We start from the raw sequence: 17,898 nt of genomic DNA on the forward strand, positions 1-17,898 counted from the left end.
GTGGCAAAGCTAAAGGCTGGCTGCAACTGTATCCACATTAACTGTGGATATCTTTGTGCACTACGCGGTTGTAAGGCTGCAAGTGCATGAAAAATAAAGGTAATAATGAAAGTGCGAATATCGTACAATAGACAGGTAATCGTTTATAATTACATCAGGTTTGGCAAAGAGGTCATCATGAGTCGTTCATTTTTTGCTGTTTTAAGAGATGGAAAGGTGTATGCCGATAAATGGCCTCATCATTCAGTTGTTGCCGCTATGGCTGAATCGAGAATTATACCGGTGACACGCAAGGCCATTAGCTGGACTCCGGCCATTGCTGTTTTAAATGCAGCATTAACCTGGCAATTTATGCCAGAAGAACAACTGGCTCCGGGATTTATGCTGTCTTTAATTATGCTAAGCCTGCCGTTGCAGGGATTATACTGGTTGGGGTGGCGTTCGAGACAACCTCTAAAGCCTTCGTTGCGTCATTGGTATAAAGAATTAAGAGACAAGCTAAGAAAACAAGGCGTTGAGTGCCATCCACAAGGTAAAAAAGGGCCGGAGTATATGGATCTGGCAATTATTTTGCGCAAAGCGCTGGAAACATTACCGCCGGAAGAACATTAATATCAACCGGCGGCAATGTGTTAATCAGACTGTAAAGGTTGACCAGACAGGCGCGTGATCGGAAGGCTTCTCGATACCCCTGAGTTCGTAGTCTATGCCGCTGTCCTCGCACTTTGTTGCCAATGCTTGTGTGGCGAGAATAAGATCAATCCGCAGTCCGCGGTTATCGTCAAAGCCACGAGAGCGATAATCAAACCAGCTAAACTGGTTATCCACATCTGGGTTTAGTTTGCGGTAGGTGTCTGTAAAGCCCCAGTCCATGAGCTTTTGCATCCACTCACGCTCTTCTGGTAGGAAGCTGCACTTGCCGGTTTTCAACCAACGCTTTTTGTTGTTCTCACCAATGCCGATGTCCAGATCGATGCGGGATATATTCACGTCACCCATAACTATAACGGGCTGCTCAGGAGAAAGGTCGTTATCCAGATAGCTCATTAAGTCCTGATAGAATTTCTCTTTTGCCGGAAATTTGGTTGGGTGATCGCGACTTTCTCCCTGAGGAAAATAACCGTTTAAAATGCGCACATAACTACCGTCGTTAAGTTGATAGTCACCCATAATCATTCGGCGCTGGGCATCTTCGTCGTCAGAAGGAAAGCCAAACTGAGGGTTTTCCAGAGGCTTTTTACTGAGCATTGCTACTCCGTAGTGGCCTTTCTGCCCATGGAAAATGACGTGATAACCCATTGCCTCTACGTCTTTTAACGGAAACTGGTCATCGTGGACTTTAGTTTCCTGAAGGCCGATGACATCAGGTTGATGTTTATCGATTAACGCTTGCAGCTGGTGCAGACGTGCGCGTATACCATTGATATTAAATGAGATGATTTTCATTGAACGTCCTATAAATAAGCCTCTTTATTGTCGTAGGATAACACAGCAAAAGGCAAACTTGGGATGCGAACGCTCGAGAAAATTCGTATACTCGGGCGACGATTTTGAGAGGGGTATTAGCATGCAGAATGTGCTAAATAATCTGGGCTTAATGATTCGCCCGCATTTTTACGAGTTAGCCATGATGATTATTGCCACATTACTGGTCATCTATGGTGCCGAAGTTAACCGTATGGTGAAAAGGCAAGTGGGCCACTGGCACTTTGTGTTCCGTACAATGGCCTTTATTCTTGTTTGTGCTTTTGGGTATGGTTGGTTAACCGTTTGGTTCACACCGGTTTTAGCCGGATGGTTAAGTCTTATTCCGCTTCATTTGCTGGCGGTTAGCACTATTGGAATATTATTCTTGCTGGGGTTCCTCGCAGAAAGAAAACGACAACTATAAGCCTGGGAAGGTGGTATGACAGATTGGATTGACATAAAGGCTGGAGCCTCGGCTTATCAGCATATACAGGAGCAGGGGCTTACAGCCGACGATGTCGGTTTGTTATTAGGGGCTTCCGGCGGACCTAAGTGGTTTGTGCTTCAGGGGCTGGACCGGTGGATGTTTGGCGAATTTTTTAAAGATAAAAAAGAGCCTCTTAATACCTTAGGGACTTCTGCCGGTGCATGGCGTTTCGCGGCGCTTGGGCAGCAGGACCCAGTAGCAGCCAGTGACTTATTCTGTCGTTTATACAGAACCCAGACTTACAGCGCGAAACCTGACAGGGATGAGATAACCAGCGAAGCTAAAGCTTTATTGGCCAAGTATGTTCCCGAGCAGGCAGTAACTGAAATTTTAGGTCAGTCGGCCGTACGGCATCATTTCATTGTAGCTCGATGCCGGGGGTGGACAGCCGCTGAAACAAAGAAACAAATGCTGGGTTTGTTAAGCTCTGCTTTTGCTAATGGCTTAAATCGTCGGTGGTTAGGGCTGTTTTACGAGCGAGTTATTTTTCATCACCCGCAGTCGGATCTTAGCTTTTCGCGAGGTTGGCGCGACTTGCCGACACACCACGTTGAGCTTACCCATGAAAATTTTCAGTCGGCTCTGTTAGCGACAGGTTCAATTCCTCTGGTGTTGGACGGTGTTACCGACATTCCGGGAGCGCCAACAGGAACATACCGTGACGGCGGGATCACTGACTACCATTTCGATTTAGACTTGTCAGAAGTTAATGGTCTGGTGCTTTATCCTCACTTCCACCGCGAAGCAATTCCGGGTTGGTTCGATAAACGTCTGAGTTGGCGGCGGACTACCGGGAAAAAATGGCCTAACGTAGTATTTGTTACACCATCAGAAGACTTCATTCAGTCTTTACCTTACGGCAAAATTCCAGACAGAACAGATTTTGCGAGTCTGGATGCAGCGACTCGTATCGATTACTGGGAAAAATCGGTTGATGCGGGCAAACGCATGGCGGATCAGCTTCAGGACTGGGTAGCCAGTGGCAAGCTTCGTGAAAAAACTAAGCTGTGGCATCCTTAAGCTACAGACCATGGACGTCGAAGCTGGCCTCACAAATTTGCTCAAAGCGCTCGGCAGCCAATTGACGGGCGCTGTTTAATTCTCTAGCGGTCAGTTTATGGAGCAAATCATTAATAATTTGCTCCGCCCCAACCTCTCCGGCTCTATCAGCGAGGGTTAGCCAGCAGCAGGCGTGAAAGACACTTTCAGGTAAGTCTTTGCCTTGCAAAAACATTTGTCCTAAATATAACATCGCTTTGCTGTGACCAAAAAGTGCCGCTCTACGGAAATGCTTCGCAGCTTCAAAACCGTTTCCGGCCTTCAATAAATCAGCCGCTCTTACGTAGTGATGTTTAGCAAAACGCTGCCAGTATTCGGGGCCGCGGATGGTAGGCTGTTGTCTGGCAGGTAAACGAGTCTTAGCCAACTCTATGAGTTGATCAACCTGCTTTAGTAGCGCTGTTTGCCATTCATTGACGTTTGCCTGGGTCATCCGGGTATCGTTGTTTTTATGTTATTGTTTTTGCCAGTGTACACCAAGTTGCTAGTGCGGCAAACTGGTCGAAGTAAAGCCTCTAAAGAGAGTCTAAGTTGATGACAACACCTGTAACTAATGAAAATTTAGCGGCCCTGCTGAACGTGGGCAGCCGCTTAAGCCTGTTTGTATGGGAGGACTCTCCTGGCTGGCCTGTTCTTTTTGTGTCTGACAACATTGAAAGTCTGCTTGGCTATAAGAAGGAAAGATTAGAAAAACGAGAAATAGAATATCGTGATCTGATTCATCAGGATGACCTTCCACGCGTTATGGATGAGGTGGAAGTCCTTTTAGGGAAAGAGTCTGGTGGCTCAATAACGCATCAGGATTACCGGGTAAAGCATGTTAACGGGCAAGATGTCTGGGTGTCCGATACCACAGTGGTAATGCAGCATGAAGATGGCACTAACCATCTGTATGGTTATTTAATCGATATTACTGAGCGTAAACAGTTGCAAATAGCCTTGGAAATGGAACGTAACCGGTTACAACTCATTTTAGACGCAACGCGGCTGGGCACCTGGGAATGGAATCCGCAAACGGGAGTCACAATTTTTAATAAGCGCTGGGCCAATATGTTTGGTTGGGAGGTGAACGAACTGGAGGCAAATGTAGAAAGCTGGTCAAGTCGTTTGCATCCGGAAGATTACGACGGCGTTTGGCGAGCCATTAAAGACCACCTGGACGGTATTACCCCCTTTTACGAGAGTACGCATCGGATAAGACATAGAGAAGGGCATTGGGTTTATGTTCTGGATCGGGGAAAGATTATAGAGCGCGATAGTGAAGGCCGGGCGATTCGTTACACGGGTACCGTTACCGATGTGACTGAACAGAAAAAAGCGGAACTCGATGCCCGCAGGGCGGCACATGCGAAAAATGTATTCCTGGCCAATATGTCTCATGAAATTAGAACCCCATTGCATGGCATACTGGGTATAGCTTCAGTGTTAGAATCGACGAACCTCAACTCTCACCAACAGCAGTTGCTTGCCACTATTAAGAACAGCGGTGACTACTTGTTGACCACACTGAACGACGTACTTGATTTAACCCGGGCAGAAGAGGGGCAGCTGAAGGTGACTTTAGGAGTGCACTCTCCAGTCAGGGTATTACACCATGTTATTCGTTTGTTTGAGCAACCGATAAAGGACAAAGAGTTAGACTTTATTGTGGATGTTAGCGAAGACATTCCGGAAAGCGTGTTAATGGATCAGGCTCGGGTGGCGCAGGTTGTCAGTAACCTGGTCAGTAACGCATTAAAGTTCACTACAAATGGCTCCATTTCTGTCAGCGCAAGCTGGCAAGGCTACGAAAACAAGAAAAACGAAGGGGAACTGGTTGTAAAAGTCCAGGATACAGGGAAGGGGATCCATGATACCCAGCGGATATGGCAACTGTTTGAGCAAGAGCAGGATGGCTTTAACCGGCCGGAAGGTGGAAGTGGACTTGGACTGGCTATTGTTCGCAATATTGTACAATTATTGAGTGGTACCATTCAGGTTGATAGCAAACCTGATCACGGTTCTTGTTTCACCCTTTGTCTGCCCATGACGGTTCAGATCGCAGGAGCGAATGAACCAAAGACTGAGAAGATGCCACCTTTACCCAAAGTGCAAGTTTTGGTTGTCGATGATAATAAAATAAATCAGCTGATAATAAAGGAGATGCTGTTGTCTCTGAATCAGAATGTTGAGCTGGTGAGCGACGCACAAAATGCGCTGAAGATGATGCAGGCAAGAAACTACGATGTATTGTTTATGGACCTTCATATGCCGCATATGGACGGTATGGAAGCAACTCGGGTGCTGCGCGAAATGGACATCCATCAGCCCTATGTTATTGCTTTAACTGCCGATGCTTACCCTGAGACCCGGACTCAGGCGTTGCGTGCCGGAATGAATGATTATGTCACCAAACCATTTGTTAAGGCAGATATTGCAAAGGTTCTTCAAAGATTTACTGAGCTGCAGAGCAGAAAGGCTCGCTGATTGGCACAACCCTTGATGCCTGTTGTACCATAGGCGCAGTTTTCACTGAATTAAGGGATCCAAGAATGGAGTTTAGTAGCAGTTCTCAGTATGTCGTTTCGCAGGAACTGGCAACAGCCGTCAATGCCGCGGTGACGTTAGAAAAGCCGTTATTATTAAAAGGTGAGCCTGGCACCGGGAAGACGCGCCTGGCTGAAGAGTTAGCGAGCGCATTAGATACCGAGCTGCTGCAATGGTCTATTAAATCAACCACAAAAGCACAGCAAGGCTTGTATGAATACGACGCTGTATCGCGGTTACGTGATAGCCAGCTGGGTAGCGATAAAGTCCACGATATCAGTAATTATATTCGTCCTGGTAAGCTTTGGCAGGCATTTACAGCAGAAAAGCGTCCGGTTCTGCTTATTGATGAAATTGATAAAGCCGATGTTGAGTTTCCTAATGACTTACTGCACGAACTGGATCAAATGGCCTTTCATGTTTACGAAACAGGTGAACAGATAAAAGCGCAGCAACGTCCTATTGTGCTTATAACATCGAATAATGAAAAAGCCCTGCCGGATGCGTTTTTACGTCGGTGCTTTTTTCATTACATTCAGTTTCCTGACAGTGACACGTTAAAAGCCATTGTTGATGTTCACTTTCCGAACTTGCATAAGAATTTACTTGATACTGCATTGGCACTTTTCTTTGAGTTAAGAGACGTTCCCGGATTGAAAAAGAAGCCCTCAACGTCGGAACTGCTGGATTGGCTGCGACTTTTGCTTGTGGAAGATATTGACGCGAATTCACTACGAAAAAGCCGTGAGCAAGGCGGTTTATTGCCTCTGTCAGGCGCTTTACTCAAGCATGAACAGGATGTCGAGCGCTTAGCTGAATACGCTCGCATCCAACGGCGCTAAACCGCGTTATGTTTATTGATTTTTTTCAAACTCTGCGCCGGCATGGGCTTAAAACCAGCATTACCGAATGGCTGGATTTGCTCAGCGCAATGAAGGCTAACCTGGCTTTTGCTGACGTCGAGCAGTTTTATTATTTGTCCCGGCTTATTCTGGTCAAGGATGAGTCTCAGTACGATAAGTTTGATCGTGCGTTCAGCGAATATGTGGATAAGGTCGCTAATGTCGATGTGACCGATAAGATACCTAAGGACTGGCTGGAAAACGCACTGAAACGAAACTTAAGCGAAGAAGAAAGGAAAAAGGTACAGCAACTCGGTAGTCTGGATGAGTTAATGAAAACCTTTCACGAACGCTTAAAGGAACAACAGAAGCGTCACCAGGGAGGCTCGAAATGGATTGGTACCGGAGGAACATCGCCCTTTGGAGCTTATGGTTACCATCCCGGAGGTATTCGAATAGGCCAGGATGGCAATCGTAATCGAAGTGCGGCCAAAGTGTGGGATAAACGCGAGTTTCGTGACCTTGATGATAATGCCAGACTGGAGCAACGCGGCTTTCAGATGGCTCTTAGAAAGCTAAGGCAATTTGCGCGCACGGGTGCGGCTAGCGAACTTGACTTAAAAAGCACCATTGAAGCTACGTCAAAAAAAGGTGGTTTACTTGATCTGAAGTGGCAGTCTGAGCGACATAATGCGGTTAAAATTATTTTGTTGCTGGATGTTGGTGGGTCAATGGATGATTATGTTTATCAATGTGAGCAATTGTTCACAGCGTTAAAAAATGAGTTCAAGCATTTGGAGTTGTTTTATTTTCATAACTGCGTTTATGAAGGTGTCTGGCGAGAGAACTCCAGACGTCGGCAGGAGCAAATTCCGACCGAGCAGTTGATTCAGACATATGGTGAGGATTACAAATTGCTATTTGTCGGTGATGCAACCATGGGGCCGTATGAAATTGCCTACCCCGGAGGCAGTGTTGAACATTGGAATGAAGAGCCCGGCGAAGCCTGGATGAACCGTTTAACTCAGCACTTCGAAAAAGTGGCCTGGCTTAACCCTCAACCTGAAGAACATTGGCGGTATTACATGTCGGTGCGCATGATAAATGATTTAGTCGGAGGCAGAATGTACCCGCTGACTCTTGACGGTCTGGAACGGGCAATAAGTGGCATAAAATGACTCCTTTACTTGCGGCCTCTGCCGATAATAAGTTTCAGTTTTTAAGCGATGCTCATCGTTCGCTTATTGCCAGGGTCCGTTTAATACGTGAGGCAAAATACCATATTGCTTTGCAATACTATTTGTGGCGCCCGGATAGTAGCGGCCTGACGCTGCTAAAGGAGTTGCTAGACGCTGCCGAGAGGGGCGTGCGCATTGATTTGTTGTTGGATGATTTACACAGCAAACCGTTAGAGCCGTTATTACGAGACTTATCTTCCCGAACCAATTTTAATATTAAACTGTTTAACCCTTTTACGCATCGTCGTTGGCGCTGGCTTAACTGGCTTACCGACTTTAAGCGAATGAATCGACGGATGCACAATAAAGCCTTACTGGTCGATGGAAAAGTTGGCATTGTAGGTGGCCGCAACGTTGGTAATGAGTATTTTGGCACCCATGCCGGTCAACTCTTTTCCGATCTTGATGTTATTGCCAAAGGTGAGGTTGTTAATAAGCTTCTTGAGGACTGGCAACACTACTGGAATTGTCTTTTGTCGGTGCCGGTCAGTTCAATAAAGTCGGGCAACCAGAAACGACTATTCGAGGATATTTGGTCCGGATTCCAAAAGCATCCTGAACTGCAGGATTTAAAGCAGTTTGTTCTGTCGGACGAACATTTGAATAATTTTCCGGACAAAGACTCCGAGCGTTGGTATGAAGCGCCTGCCATTGTGGTCAGTGATGACCCTTTAAAGGCTCAGTTAAATAGCAAGCCGCAACGGCTGGTTACGCAACAACTAGCAAAGACATTAGGCTCGGCGCAGCATTCAATTGTGATGGTTTCTCCTTACTTTGTTCCGACACCCGCTGGTGTTAAAGAGCTTGAAAATTTGTCGGAGCAGGGGGTTAAGGTTCGGGTCCTGACTAATTCGTTAGCAGTAACCGATGTGCCGGCAGTACATGCTGGTTACCAGCGTCATCGCCGACGCTTATTACTGTCAGGGGTACAGCTATTTGAGTTGCGCCGAACAGAAGAGAAGCGTCTGCGTAAAGATGTCAGGCCATATTTTAGACGCTCTGCCTCAAGCCTGCATGCGAAAACAGTCACCGTTGACGCTAAGAGAGTGTTTGTCGGTTCGTTCAATTTTGATCCGAGATCAGCTCAGATCAATACAGAGTCAGGCTTGTTAATAGAGTCGGTAGAGATGGCAGAACGAATTAACGCAATGTTTGAGCATGAATTACCGCTGCGCACTTACGAAGCGAGGCTTAATCGTTTTTATAAGCTGTATTGGCTGGATAAAAGTAAAATACCGGCGCTGAGGCTTTATAAAGAGCCGGGGGCCGGTATTTGGCGGCGCTTGGCGGTTTGGTTAACCGCCCGTTTGCCGGTTGATCACTTGCTTTAAACTACAGTTGCTGAGCAACCCAACGTTTCACCTTGCGCTCCAGTACGGTCAGTGGAACAGCACCGTCCTCAAGAACCACACGGTGGAAAGCTTTGATATCAAAGTTATTACCCAGCTTCCTCTCAGCATCGCGGCGCAGCTCGCTAATTTTTAGCTGACCAATTTTGTAGGCCAGAGCCTGACCGGGTAACGCCATAAAGCGCTCTGCCTCTGATACCGCACGAGCTTCTGCAACCGGGGCGTTGTCATACATGTAGTCTAGTACTTGTTGACGACTCCAGCCTTTAGCGTGAATTCCTGTATCAACGACCAAGCGTATAGAGCGCCACAACTCTGCAGCCAGCTGTCCGAAACGCTGGTAAGGGTCATCGTAGAGCCCCATATCGTAGCCTAGCGCCTCTGAGTATAACCCCCAGCCTTCAGTGTAGGCCGTTTCCCGGCCAAACTTCCGGAACCGGGGTAAGTCTTCCAATTCTTGCTGGATGGATATCTGGAAATGATGACCCGGTGCTGCCTCGTGCAGGAATAGCGCCGTTTTTGCCCAACTGGGGCGCGATGGTAAGTCGTAAGTGTTCAGGTAGAAAATTGCGGGTCGCGAGTTATCAGTAGGTGCGGCTTGGTAAGAACCTGAACTTGCCGACTGCTCACGAAATTCCTCAACTTTACGCACTTCGTACTCAGCCTGAGGAAAGATATCGAACAGCTCGCCAACGACTTCATCAACAGTACCTCGCAAGGACCGGTAGTCTTCGACCATTTCGTCTCTGCTATCGTAAATGAATTGTTCGTCGTTCGTCATGAAGTCAAAAAAGGCCTGTAAGTCGCCTTCAAAGTTGGTTTCATCCATGATTTCGCGCATTTCACCGTGAATACGGGCTACTTCATCTAAACCAATATTGTGAATACGATCAGCGCTTAACTCAGTTGAAGTGTTAGCCTTAATTTTATACTTGTACCACTCAGTACCGCCGGGCAACTGACCTAAGCCGAAACTGTCTGTACGAGTCTCCGGTAAATACTCATTACTGAGGTAATCACTGAGTTTTTGATAAGCAGGCATGACGGTATTGGCGACAACATCGCGGTATTCTTCACGAATTGCTTTGGCGTCTGTATTTGCGATGTCCTCAGGTAAATTTTTTACCGGACGCCAAAAGATGCTTTGCGTAACGTCTTCGGTAATTTGTGCATCAATTTGGGGAATGGCTTTCTCAATTAAAACGCGCGGCTGAACAATGTCTTGTTTAACGCCAACTTTCATGTTCTCAATAGCTTGCTGGAAAAGTCGGGGGATTTGTTTCATGCGACTGGCCCATGCACGGTAGTCTTCTACTGTATTGAATGGTTGAGCCGATGTGCCAGAGCCCAGCATTGCCAGACGACCGGCGATATTATAAAACTGGTTGATAGGTAACAAATGCTCAGGATATTGCGCGCCCTCAATGGCCAGTTCCCTGTTTCGCTTGAAGATTTCATAACTGATCCGCTCTGAGCGGGGGAGCTGCTCGGCATTGATGCCTTTAATTTTCTCTAAGTAGCTTTTTTCTAAAGCGAGTAATTCTTCAAGATGCTCTTCTGAATAGAAGTTCGGCAATTCATCATTATATTGATTGTCACCAATATAAGTCGCTAATAACGGGTTTAGTTTCAGTTGTTCGTCAAAGTAATTCTTATAGATCTCTTGCAGTTCTTCGGTTTGAGACGTTTGTTTAACTGAGCTTGTTTGACTGTCTGATGCTGTTTCTGTTTGCTGTGGCTGGCCACAACCAGCTAACAATAGTGATAGTGAAATAGCGAGAGTGGTTTTGTTCATCATTTTAAGTACCTGCTTGCAGTTATAAACGGTTCAAAGGGACTTTTAGGTAAACAGTACCATTGCTTTCTGCCGGGGGCATTTGACCCGCACGAATATTAACTTGAATGGAAGGAATGATAAGTCGCGGCATATCCAGTGTTGCATCGCGCTCTTCCCTCCATTTTACAAACTGTTCTTCGCTGGCTTGTCCGCCGACATGGATGTTGTTTTGTTTTTGTTCTTGTATCGTGGTTTTACATTGATGCTCGCGCCCCTCGGGAGGGTAGTCGTGGCAAATGTAAACGTCCGTTGTACCGTCCAGTTGGAAAAGCTTTTGAATAGATTGATACAAAGTATTGGCACTGCCTCCGGGGAAGTCACAGCGAGCAGTTCCGACGTCTGGGTTAAATAATGTATCACCCACAAAAACCTTGTTTTCATTCACAACGTAAGCAATATCAGCAGGTGTGTGACCTGGTGTATGTATTACACGGAAATTCATTGACCCTACCTGAAAGGTCTCTCCGTCACTTAACAGTTTATCGAAGTGCTCCCCATTAGGCAGAAACTCTTTTTCAAGATTATAGATTTGCTTAAATATTTTTTGCACATCCGTAATATGTTCGCCGATGGCGATAGGCGCATTGAGTTGCTTTTTTAAAAAAGGAGCGGCACTTAAGTGGTCAGCGTGCGCATGCGTTTCCAGTATCCAGGCAACATTTAGACTGTTTGTGTGAACAAAGTCTAAAATGCGTTGTGCGCCGTTAGTACAAGTTTTACCCGAGGGGTAATCAAAGTCGAGCACGGGGTCGATAATAACGGCATCTTTTTCATCCGAATCAAAGACAACATAACTGAAGGTTTCACTGTCGTTATCAAGAAAAGCTTCAACGTTTATTGAGTTATGCTTGTTCATGGTTTTGACTCCATTCGGTTGCGACCGGCACTTTTTGCCTGGTAAAGAGCCTGATCAGCTGCAACGAGTAAACCAGCATGATCAGCATAGTGAAAACTACTGGCAACACCAATACTAACGGTAATCTTCATGTCTTCAACAAGATCGTCGAATGGTGTTGCAGCTATCCGCTCACGCATTCGTTCACTGGCTTCCTTAGCGACTTCAAGCTCTGAGTTCGTAATTAATACGGCAAACTCTTCACCGCCCCAACGAGCGACATAATCAATGTCTCTGATCTCATCACGCAGGACATCCGCGATTCTTACCAACACCTTATCGCCGACAGTATGTAAGTAGTGGTCGTTGACATCCTTAAAGTAGTCGACATCGAGGATAGCCAGACTTAAATAGGTTCCGTCGCGTCTGCAGCGACTCAGCTCATGTTGCAGGCGTTCATCAAAGGCGCGGCGGTTCCCTAGATTCGTTAATGGATCCTGCCGTGCCATGGTCTCTAAGTCAGCTGTTTTCTCTTTAACCATTTTTTCCAGTCGCAGCCGTGTCTGGTTATGCTGGTTAAGGCGTGCTTTTACGCCAACCAATGCTAAAAGCGCAACAGCTAAAGAGGCAACAATCCAAAACCATGCCTGCATCCAGATATGAGCCGACTGCCGGAAAGCAAAATAGTCGGGTTGACTCCATTGGCCACCGGGATACCTGGCCCGAACCTGAAAGATATAATCGTTGGCCGGCAAGGTCGTGTACTCTGCAGAGTTAAGAGAGTTTTTATTCACCCAATTTTCGTCAAAGCCAACCAGGCGTACCTGATAGTCAATTTGTTCGGCCATAAGATAACCGGGAGCAACAAATTCGAACACGATTCGGTCCGTTTCAGCACTCAGCTTCTCTCCGAAGATGACTGTTTCACCGTCGGCTTTTACTGACTCAATATTAACCTCAGGAGGAAGGTTGCCAATTTCCGTAATCGTTTTCGGATCAACCTCTGAAACCCCATTGCTGGTTGCTAGCCAAATACTGCCATCGCGGGCCTGGAGCATGGATGGACCACCACTGTTTATTTGAGCGCTCTCAAGACCGTCGACTTCACTGAAGCGCTGAACATTAAGTTTGTCTGCCTGTCCTGCTAAGACTTTAGTAAAAGAATCATGTTCAATCATCACTGGGCCACGGTTTGAACCCAGCCAGAGATTGCCATTGCCGTCGAAAGCCACGGACATAAAGTTATCAAAGGGCAAGCCTTGGTCACGGTTGAAAATGTTCCAAGTGTTCTTACTAAGGTTATGAGCAATAAGTCCGCGATCGGTTGCCATCCATAGGTAACCAGAATGCTCGGTAATATGAAAAGCCAGTTCGGCATTGTTCAGTTCGGTTAAGTCAACAGGAGTGATTTGGTAATCGAATGCATCATTTTTAGCGACGATATTAATACTAACCACACCACGCGCTGAACCAGCCCAAAGCCTGCCTGTTTTATCGAGATGTAACGAGGTCGTATAATTATTGGTTAAACCATCTTCTTGAGAAATATGTTGGGATACCCATTGCCCTTCGGAGTTTTGGTACAAATGCGTAATGCCCAAAGGTGTAGCCAGGAATTTCCCCAGTTTAGGGTCAAGCTCAATTTGACGAACTTCGTCCGCTTTTAATAAGTTATTAGTGTCAAAGTGCCGGACAATTCTCTCTCCGTCCCAAATATAAAGGCCGTCAGTGTATGTTCCGATGTGGAGCTGTTGTTTATCATCATAAGCCAGTGATAATACGGACTGCTCGTTGAGTGAGGTGTCAGGAGCCAGGGCAGAAACCCCCGTTTCGTCGATAACTGAAACACCATTGCTGGAACCAACGATGATTTCACTTTTGTCACTTTCTGCTAAGGCTCTGATATAGTTACCTGTAAGCCCGTCTTTTTTTGTAAAAGTCGAAAAAAGTGCATCTCTGAACTGAACCAGTCCACCGTGAGTTGAGACCCAAAAGCTGCCTTCTCTGTCTTGAATAATATCCAATACATGATTATTAGGCAGACCTTCGCTGGTATCGAAAATTTCTATACCGTATTTATCGCTAATGCGAATGAGCCCGTCCCGATAGGTTCCCAGCCAAAGTTGTTTGTCAGGCGACTGAAACAGGGTACTGATTCTTCTGTCAATTTCGGGAAGTGTACGCTCGAACTCGGTATTTACCTTTTGCTGATACAACCCATTTTCCGTGCCTACCAGTAAAGTACCGTTTTGCAGTTCAAGTAGGGCGGTGACTAACCGCTCAGGAATGGCTGTAATAGTTTCAAAGCGAGCCTTCCCGACCTTTTTTACCTGAAGCCCTTTATTGGTGGCTGCCCACAAGTTGCCTTGGCTATCGACCAGCGACTCATAGACAAACATGGAATTTAGACCATGGTTAGTCGTAAATTGTGCGGTGCGTTGATTGTTTTTATAAACGAGCAGACCAAGCTCTGAAGTTGAGACCCAAAGGTTACAGTTATCATCAGTAAATAAGTGGTTCACAAAAGGTGGGGCGGACTCAAGTGCTTCCCAGTGCCCATCATAGAAACGGGCTATTCCTCCCCGGCTGCCTGCAACATAAATGCTGCTATCACAATCACTGTAGGCGGCAGTATACATTCCTATATCAGGTAAGCCGGTCTCGCGTAAGTTGTCATAGATATCAAACCGTCGGCCATTAAAGCGTGCGGGCCCTTGCCAGGTCGCCAGCCAAAGATACCCTTTGTTATCTTGAATAAGTTCATTGACTGAGTTGTGGGGTAATCCATCACGCGTTTCCCAGTGTCGAACTAAGTAGTCGTTGAGCGGCCGTTGTTCACCAGTAGCCTCTTTTTCATAGACTGCGGCTGAGCTTCCCGGAGAGCTAATGCAGAAAAATACAGCTAACAGCGAAAATAGTGTGTACTTCATAAGTCATCTATTTATTAAACAGTATTATTGGATGGTATGTTGTCGCCGAGTGGGTTGCAATAACTCTAGAGTCTACAATCTAAAAAATCAGTTAATGAGTACATTAGTGAGAGACAATAATTCAAAGGAGCGATAAATGACGAAAGCCTATGCAGCACAATCAGAAAATTCTAAGTTGGCACCTCATGCTATAGAACGTCGTGAGTTACGTAACGACGATGTTGCTATCGACATAACCTATTGTGGCGTTTGCCATACTGACATTCACTATGCAGAGAATGACTGGGGAGGCACCATATACCCGGTTGTGCCCGGCCATGAGATAATCGGTAAAGTCACGGCAGTAGGCGATAATGTTAAGGACTTCAATGTGGGAGACACAGTTGGTGTTGGCTGTATGGTTGACTCGTGTCGCGAGTGCTCTTCTTGTGAAAAAGGTCTGGAACAATATTGCCTTAATGGGATGGTACCAACCTATAACGGAGAAGATTTACACGATAAAAGCATTACTTATGGTGGTTACTCCGAGAAGATAGTCGTCAGTGATCGCTTCGTGGTTAGGGTGTCAGAGAAATTGGATCCGGCAAAAGCAGCGCCACTCCTGTGTGCCGGTATTACAACCTATTCACCATTGCGCCACTTTGGTGTGCAAAAAGGGCACAAGGTAGGTGTCATCGGCATGGGTGGCTTAGGGCATATGGGCGTTAAATTTGCTAAAGCCATGGGAGCTGAAGTCACTATTTTTACGCGCTCAGAAAGCAAAGTGTCCGAAGCTAAAAAGCAAGGCGCAGATCATGTGATTATCTCAACTGATGATAAACAAATGGAAGCGGCAGCAGAGACCTTCGATTTTTTACTGGATACCGTGCCGGTACAGCATGATCTCAATCCGTACATTAACTGTTTGAAAGTCGATGGTACGCACATTCTAGTGGGTCTGTTAGAGCCTGTTGACCCTGCATTACAAGCCGGAGCGCTGGTGATGAAACGCCGGGTACTTGCTGGCTCCTTAATTGGTGGCATTCCTGAAACACAGGAAATGCTCGACTTCTGTGCCGAACACTCTATTCATTGCGATGTTGAAATGCTGGATATCCAGAACATCAACGATGCCTTTGTACGGATGAAAAAAGGTGATGTGAAGTATCGATTTGTAATTGATATGGACTCGCTAAAGCAGTCTTAGTGAGTAAATAAATTGACCACGCTTTGTCGGGCGTGGTCTAATTTGCACAAAGAAGAGGTGCGTACACCAGGAACTTTCGAACTTAGGTTGCCAAAGCCGGGTTTGAGTCGAAGGGGAGGGGTATTACGCCGAGGTAGCATAGTCATTTGGCGGCAATGTTGCCGGTTGCAGGGTTTGAACACCCACAACTGTCACCTTCAGGGTGGAGAGCTTCTGGTGTTTGCATTTGCCTATTGGCTATTAAGTTAATCTCGCCACTTATCTCTGCAAAACCTGAGTTCTCCGAACACTTATGTTGTTATGTTCAGGAGAAAAACTGTGTCTTTTACTGTTGCTAAGTTCGGAGGTACGAGCGTTGCCGATTATCCTTCAATGCTACGCTGTGCCCAAATTGTTAAGAATAACCCCTCTATTCGTCTGGTCGTTGTTAGTGCCTGCGCCGGAGTCACGAATCGGCTGGCAGAAATAGCTGATAAACAGGGTAAGCAAACAGAATCTCTGCGAAATGAAATTTATACTATTCATGCCTCTATTCAGCAAAAACTGAAGAGCTCCGGTGCTCTGGAACTATCCTTGTCTCAGTTACATGATGAACTGGAGTCTCACTGTCAAAAAGCAATAGCAAACTGGGCCGCCTGGCGGGATGAGTTATTAAGCTTTGGTGAGCGTTGCTCGAGTCTTTTGTTTTCTTGCGTTCTAAATGAACAAGGCTTGTTATCGGATACGTTGGATGCGCGGCAACTGCTGAAAACAAACAGCGCTTTTGGCCGGGCGCAACCGGATGAAGTTTCAACTAAGTCACATTGTCTTGAGCAGAAGCAGAAGTTGGACTCCGGGTGTGTGTGGGTAACTCAGGGGTTTATTGGCTCAGATGATAAAACTCAGACAACGACTTTAGGTCGCGGGGGAAGCGACTATAGTGCCGCCTTGCTAGCAGCAGGTTTTAACGCAACGGATTTACAAATTTGGACGGACGTTGCGGGAATTTACACAACAGACCCAAGAATCTGTTCCAGCGCCCGGGCTATAGCCGAAATGAGTTTCTCAGAAGCGGCAGAGTTAGCAACTTTTGGAGCTAAGATTCTGCACCCATCCAGTCTGGCACCAGCTATAAAAAACTCAATTCGGGTTTTCATTGGCAGTAGTCAGAATGCAGCCGCCGGTGGTACGTATATATCCGCAAATCCTACAACACGGCCTGACGTACGAGCGGTTGCACTTCGCCGGAATCAGACTTTAGTAACCGTTCATAGTTTGAGCATGTTGCATGCGAGCGGTTTCCTGGCGCGACTTTTTGAAATATTGGCGCGCTATAATGTCAGTGTGGATTTGGTCACAACCTCAGAAGTGAGCATTGCGCTGACTTTGGATGAAGGCGGAAGCATTGCAAATGGACAAGCGTTATTACCGGCTGCTGCTTTAGAGGAGCTTGAGCAGTTTTGCCGCGTAGAAATTGAAACGGGGTTATCGCTGGTGGCTATTATTGGAAACGGCATTGGACGAGATGCTCATATAAGCCAACTCACTTTTAATACAGTGAATGACTATGCTGTGCGTTTAATTTGCCAGGGAGCGAGCGAGCATAATCTTTGCTTTCTGGTAGAAGACAGTGAGGGTGAGAATGTGATCCGAACCTTGCATGATAGAATATTGAGTTAATAATATGTAAATAACTGTCTATTTATTGTAAAAATAAACTACAGTTAAAGAGACCCCAACAAACAAATTCAGGTAATTATTATGAAACAACTGACATCAAAAACTCTGGCTATTACTTCGGCCTTATCTGTAGCTTCAGCAATGAGCATGGGCGCTGCTCAGGCAAACCCTTTTGAAGCAACGGAGCTTTCTTCGGGCTATGAGGTTTCTCAACCACAAGAAATGAAATGCGGTGAAGGAAAATGTGGCGAAGAGAAAATGAAAGAAAAATCCAAAGAAGAAATGAAAGAGAGAAAGGAAAAGGCCAAAGAAGGCAAGTGTGGTGAAGGAAAATGCGGTGAAGGTAAGTGCGGCGAAGAAATGAAGAAAGAAAAGGCCGAGAGAAAAGGTGAAAAATCAGAAAAGTCGGAAGAAGGGAAATGTGGTGAAGGTAAGTGCGGCGAAGGTAAATGTGGCGCTTAATCACTTAATCTTACTTTCGTT

15 protein-coding genes and 1 riboswitch are annotated in these 17,898 nt (G+C 46.1%); of the genes, 10 read left to right on the forward strand and 5 right to left on the reverse strand.

Annotation, left to right across the window (positions count from 1 at the left end; genetic code table 11):
* The first annotated feature begins 177 nt into the window (after positions 1-177).
* Positions 178-612, forward strand: coding sequence for a terminus macrodomain insulation protein YfbV (gene yfbV / locus K5X84_RS05420; protein ID WP_222236874.1), 435 nt, complete (start codon positions 178-180; stop codon positions 610-612).
* A 24-nt stretch (positions 613-636) separates the two neighbouring features.
* Here yfbV and xthA read toward each other — a convergent pair whose 3' ends face one another.
* On the reverse strand, positions 637-1,446 hold the full coding sequence (xthA, locus tag K5X84_RS05425; RefSeq protein WP_199494652.1) for an exodeoxyribonuclease III: 810 nt from the start codon (positions 1,444-1,446) through the stop codon (positions 637-639).
* Positions 1,447-1,567: 121 nt separating this feature from the next.
* Here xthA and K5X84_RS05430 point away from each other — a divergent pair, with 121 nt between their 5' ends.
* A complete protein-coding gene (locus K5X84_RS05430; RefSeq protein WP_054487476.1) occupies positions 1,568-1,891 on the forward strand; it encodes a DUF3392 domain-containing protein in 324 nt (107 codons plus the stop codon).
* A gap of 15 nt (positions 1,892-1,906) precedes the next feature.
* Entirely contained in the window at positions 1,907-2,974 is a 1,068-nt protein-coding gene (locus K5X84_RS05435) for an alpha/beta hydrolase (protein ID WP_222236875.1), read from the forward strand.
* A 1-nt stretch (position 2,975) separates the two neighbouring features.
* On the opposite strand, the gene K5X84_RS05440 is transcribed toward K5X84_RS05435, so the two are convergent.
* Positions 2,976-3,446 carry an SEL1-like repeat protein gene (locus K5X84_RS05440; RefSeq protein WP_222236876.1) on the reverse strand — a complete coding sequence of 157 codons (471 nt, stop codon included), beginning with the start codon at positions 3,444-3,446 and terminating at the stop codon, positions 2,976-2,978.
* Positions 3,447-3,547: 101 nt separating this feature from the next.
* Between K5X84_RS05440 and K5X84_RS05445 the strand changes: the two genes are divergently transcribed.
* The 4 genes from K5X84_RS05445 (at position 3,548) to K5X84_RS05460 (ending at position 8,950) form a co-directional block, all read left to right on the forward strand.
* The gene (locus K5X84_RS05445; protein ID WP_222236877.1) at positions 3,548-5,479 is read left to right on the forward strand and encodes a PAS domain-containing hybrid sensor histidine kinase/response regulator; all 1,932 of its coding nucleotides are present in this window, start codon (positions 3,548-3,550) and stop codon (positions 5,477-5,479) included.
* Between the two features lie 65 nt (positions 5,480-5,544).
* The gene (locus K5X84_RS05450; RefSeq protein ID WP_222236878.1) at positions 5,545-6,381 is read left to right on the forward strand and encodes an AAA family ATPase; all 837 of its coding nucleotides are present in this window, start codon (positions 5,545-5,547) and stop codon (positions 6,379-6,381) included.
* A gap of 8 nt (positions 6,382-6,389) precedes the next feature.
* On the forward strand, positions 6,390-7,559 hold the full coding sequence (locus K5X84_RS05455) for a vWA domain-containing protein (RefSeq protein ID WP_222236879.1): 1,170 nt from the start codon (positions 6,390-6,392) through the stop codon (positions 7,557-7,559).
* A complete protein-coding gene (locus K5X84_RS05460) occupies positions 7,556-8,950 on the forward strand; it encodes a phospholipase D family protein (protein ID WP_222236880.1) in 1,395 nt (464 codons plus the stop codon). Before K5X84_RS05455 ends, K5X84_RS05460 begins: the two co-directional genes overlap by 4 nt.
* 1 nt (position 8,951) lies before the next feature.
* On the opposite strand, the gene K5X84_RS05465 is transcribed toward K5X84_RS05460, so the two are convergent.
* Genes K5X84_RS05465 through K5X84_RS05475 form a run of 3 tightly spaced genes read right to left on the reverse strand, consistent with a single transcriptional unit; the run spans position 8,952 to position 14,570 of the window.
* Positions 8,952-10,766: a DUF885 domain-containing protein gene (locus tag K5X84_RS05465; RefSeq protein WP_222236881.1), complete on the reverse strand. Its 1,815-nt coding sequence runs from the start codon at positions 10,764-10,766 to the stop codon at positions 8,952-8,954.
* A 19-nt stretch (positions 10,767-10,785) separates the two neighbouring features.
* Complete coding sequence (locus tag K5X84_RS05470) at positions 10,786-11,661, reverse strand: MBL fold metallo-hydrolase (RefSeq protein ID WP_222236882.1); 876 nt, start codon at positions 11,659-11,661, stop codon at positions 10,786-10,788.
* Positions 11,658-14,570: a ligand-binding sensor domain-containing diguanylate cyclase gene (locus K5X84_RS05475; RefSeq protein WP_222236883.1), complete on the reverse strand. Its 2,913-nt coding sequence runs from the start codon at positions 14,568-14,570 to the stop codon at positions 11,658-11,660. The genes K5X84_RS05470 and K5X84_RS05475 overlap by 4 nt, the downstream gene beginning before the upstream one ends.
* 136 nt (positions 14,571-14,706) lie before the next feature.
* Here K5X84_RS05475 and K5X84_RS05480 point away from each other — a divergent pair, with 136 nt between their 5' ends.
* The 3 genes from K5X84_RS05480 to K5X84_RS05490 all read left to right on the forward strand — a co-directional run bounded on the left by K5X84_RS05480 (position 14,707) and on the right by K5X84_RS05490 (position 17,877).
* A complete protein-coding gene (locus K5X84_RS05480) occupies positions 14,707-15,756 on the forward strand; it encodes an NAD(P)-dependent alcohol dehydrogenase (protein ID WP_222236884.1) in 1,050 nt (349 codons plus the stop codon).
* A gap of 44 nt (positions 15,757-15,800) precedes the next feature.
* Positions 15,801-15,977, forward strand: a riboswitch (Lysine riboswitch).
* Between the two features lie 97 nt (positions 15,978-16,074).
* The gene (lysC, locus tag K5X84_RS05485) at positions 16,075-17,415 is read left to right on the forward strand and encodes a lysine-sensitive aspartokinase 3 (protein ID WP_222236885.1); all 1,341 of its coding nucleotides are present in this window, start codon (positions 16,075-16,077) and stop codon (positions 17,413-17,415) included.
* Positions 17,416-17,496: 81 nt separating this feature from the next.
* Positions 17,497-17,877: an HvfA family oxazolone/thioamide-modified RiPP metallophore gene (locus K5X84_RS05490; RefSeq protein WP_054487499.1), complete on the forward strand. Its 381-nt coding sequence runs from the start codon at positions 17,497-17,499 to the stop codon at positions 17,875-17,877.
* Positions 17,878-17,898: the final 21 nt, after the last annotated feature.

Source organism: Idiomarina abyssalis (assembly GCF_019797805.1).
Classification (GTDB): Bacteria; Pseudomonadota; Gammaproteobacteria; order Enterobacterales; family Alteromonadaceae; genus Idiomarina; species Idiomarina abyssalis.

Coding starts and splice junctions, on each gene's coding strand:
- K5X84_RS05480 (WP_222236884.1), top strand. CDS start 14,707: ATGACGAAAGCCTATGCAGCACAATCAGAAAATTCTAAGTTGGCACCT.
- K5X84_RS05490 (WP_054487499.1), top strand. CDS start 17,497: ATGAAACAACTGACATCAAAAACTCTGGCTATTACTTCGGCCTTATCT.
- K5X84_RS05465 (WP_222236881.1), bottom strand. CDS start 10,766: ATGATGAACAAAACCACTCTCGCTATTTCACTATCACTATTGTTAGCT.
- K5X84_RS05435 (WP_222236875.1), top strand. CDS start 1,907: ATGACAGATTGGATTGACATAAAGGCTGGAGCCTCGGCTTATCAGCAT.
- K5X84_RS05430 (WP_054487476.1), top strand. CDS start 1,568: ATGCAGAATGTGCTAAATAATCTGGGCTTAATGATTCGCCCGCATTTT.
- K5X84_RS05450 (WP_222236878.1), top strand. CDS start 5,545: ATGGAGTTTAGTAGCAGTTCTCAGTATGTCGTTTCGCAGGAACTGGCA.
- K5X84_RS05475 (WP_222236883.1), bottom strand. CDS start 14,570: ATGAAGTACACACTATTTTCGCTGTTAGCTGTATTTTTCTGCATTAGC.
- K5X84_RS05460 (WP_222236880.1), top strand. CDS start 7,556: ATGACTCCTTTACTTGCGGCCTCTGCCGATAATAAGTTTCAGTTTTTA.
- K5X84_RS05440 (WP_222236876.1), bottom strand. CDS start 3,446: ATGACCCAGGCAAACGTCAATGAATGGCAAACAGCGCTACTAAAGCAG.
- xthA (WP_199494652.1), bottom strand. CDS start 1,446: ATGAAAATCATCTCATTTAATATCAATGGTATACGCGCACGTCTGCAC.
- K5X84_RS05470 (WP_222236882.1), bottom strand. CDS start 11,661: ATGAACAAGCATAACTCAATAAACGTTGAAGCTTTTCTTGATAACGAC.
- K5X84_RS05445 (WP_222236877.1), top strand. CDS start 3,548: ATGACAACACCTGTAACTAATGAAAATTTAGCGGCCCTGCTGAACGTG.
- K5X84_RS05455 (WP_222236879.1), top strand. CDS start 6,390: ATGTTTATTGATTTTTTTCAAACTCTGCGCCGGCATGGGCTTAAAACC.
- yfbV (WP_222236874.1), top strand. CDS start 178: ATGAGTCGTTCATTTTTTGCTGTTTTAAGAGATGGAAAGGTGTATGCC.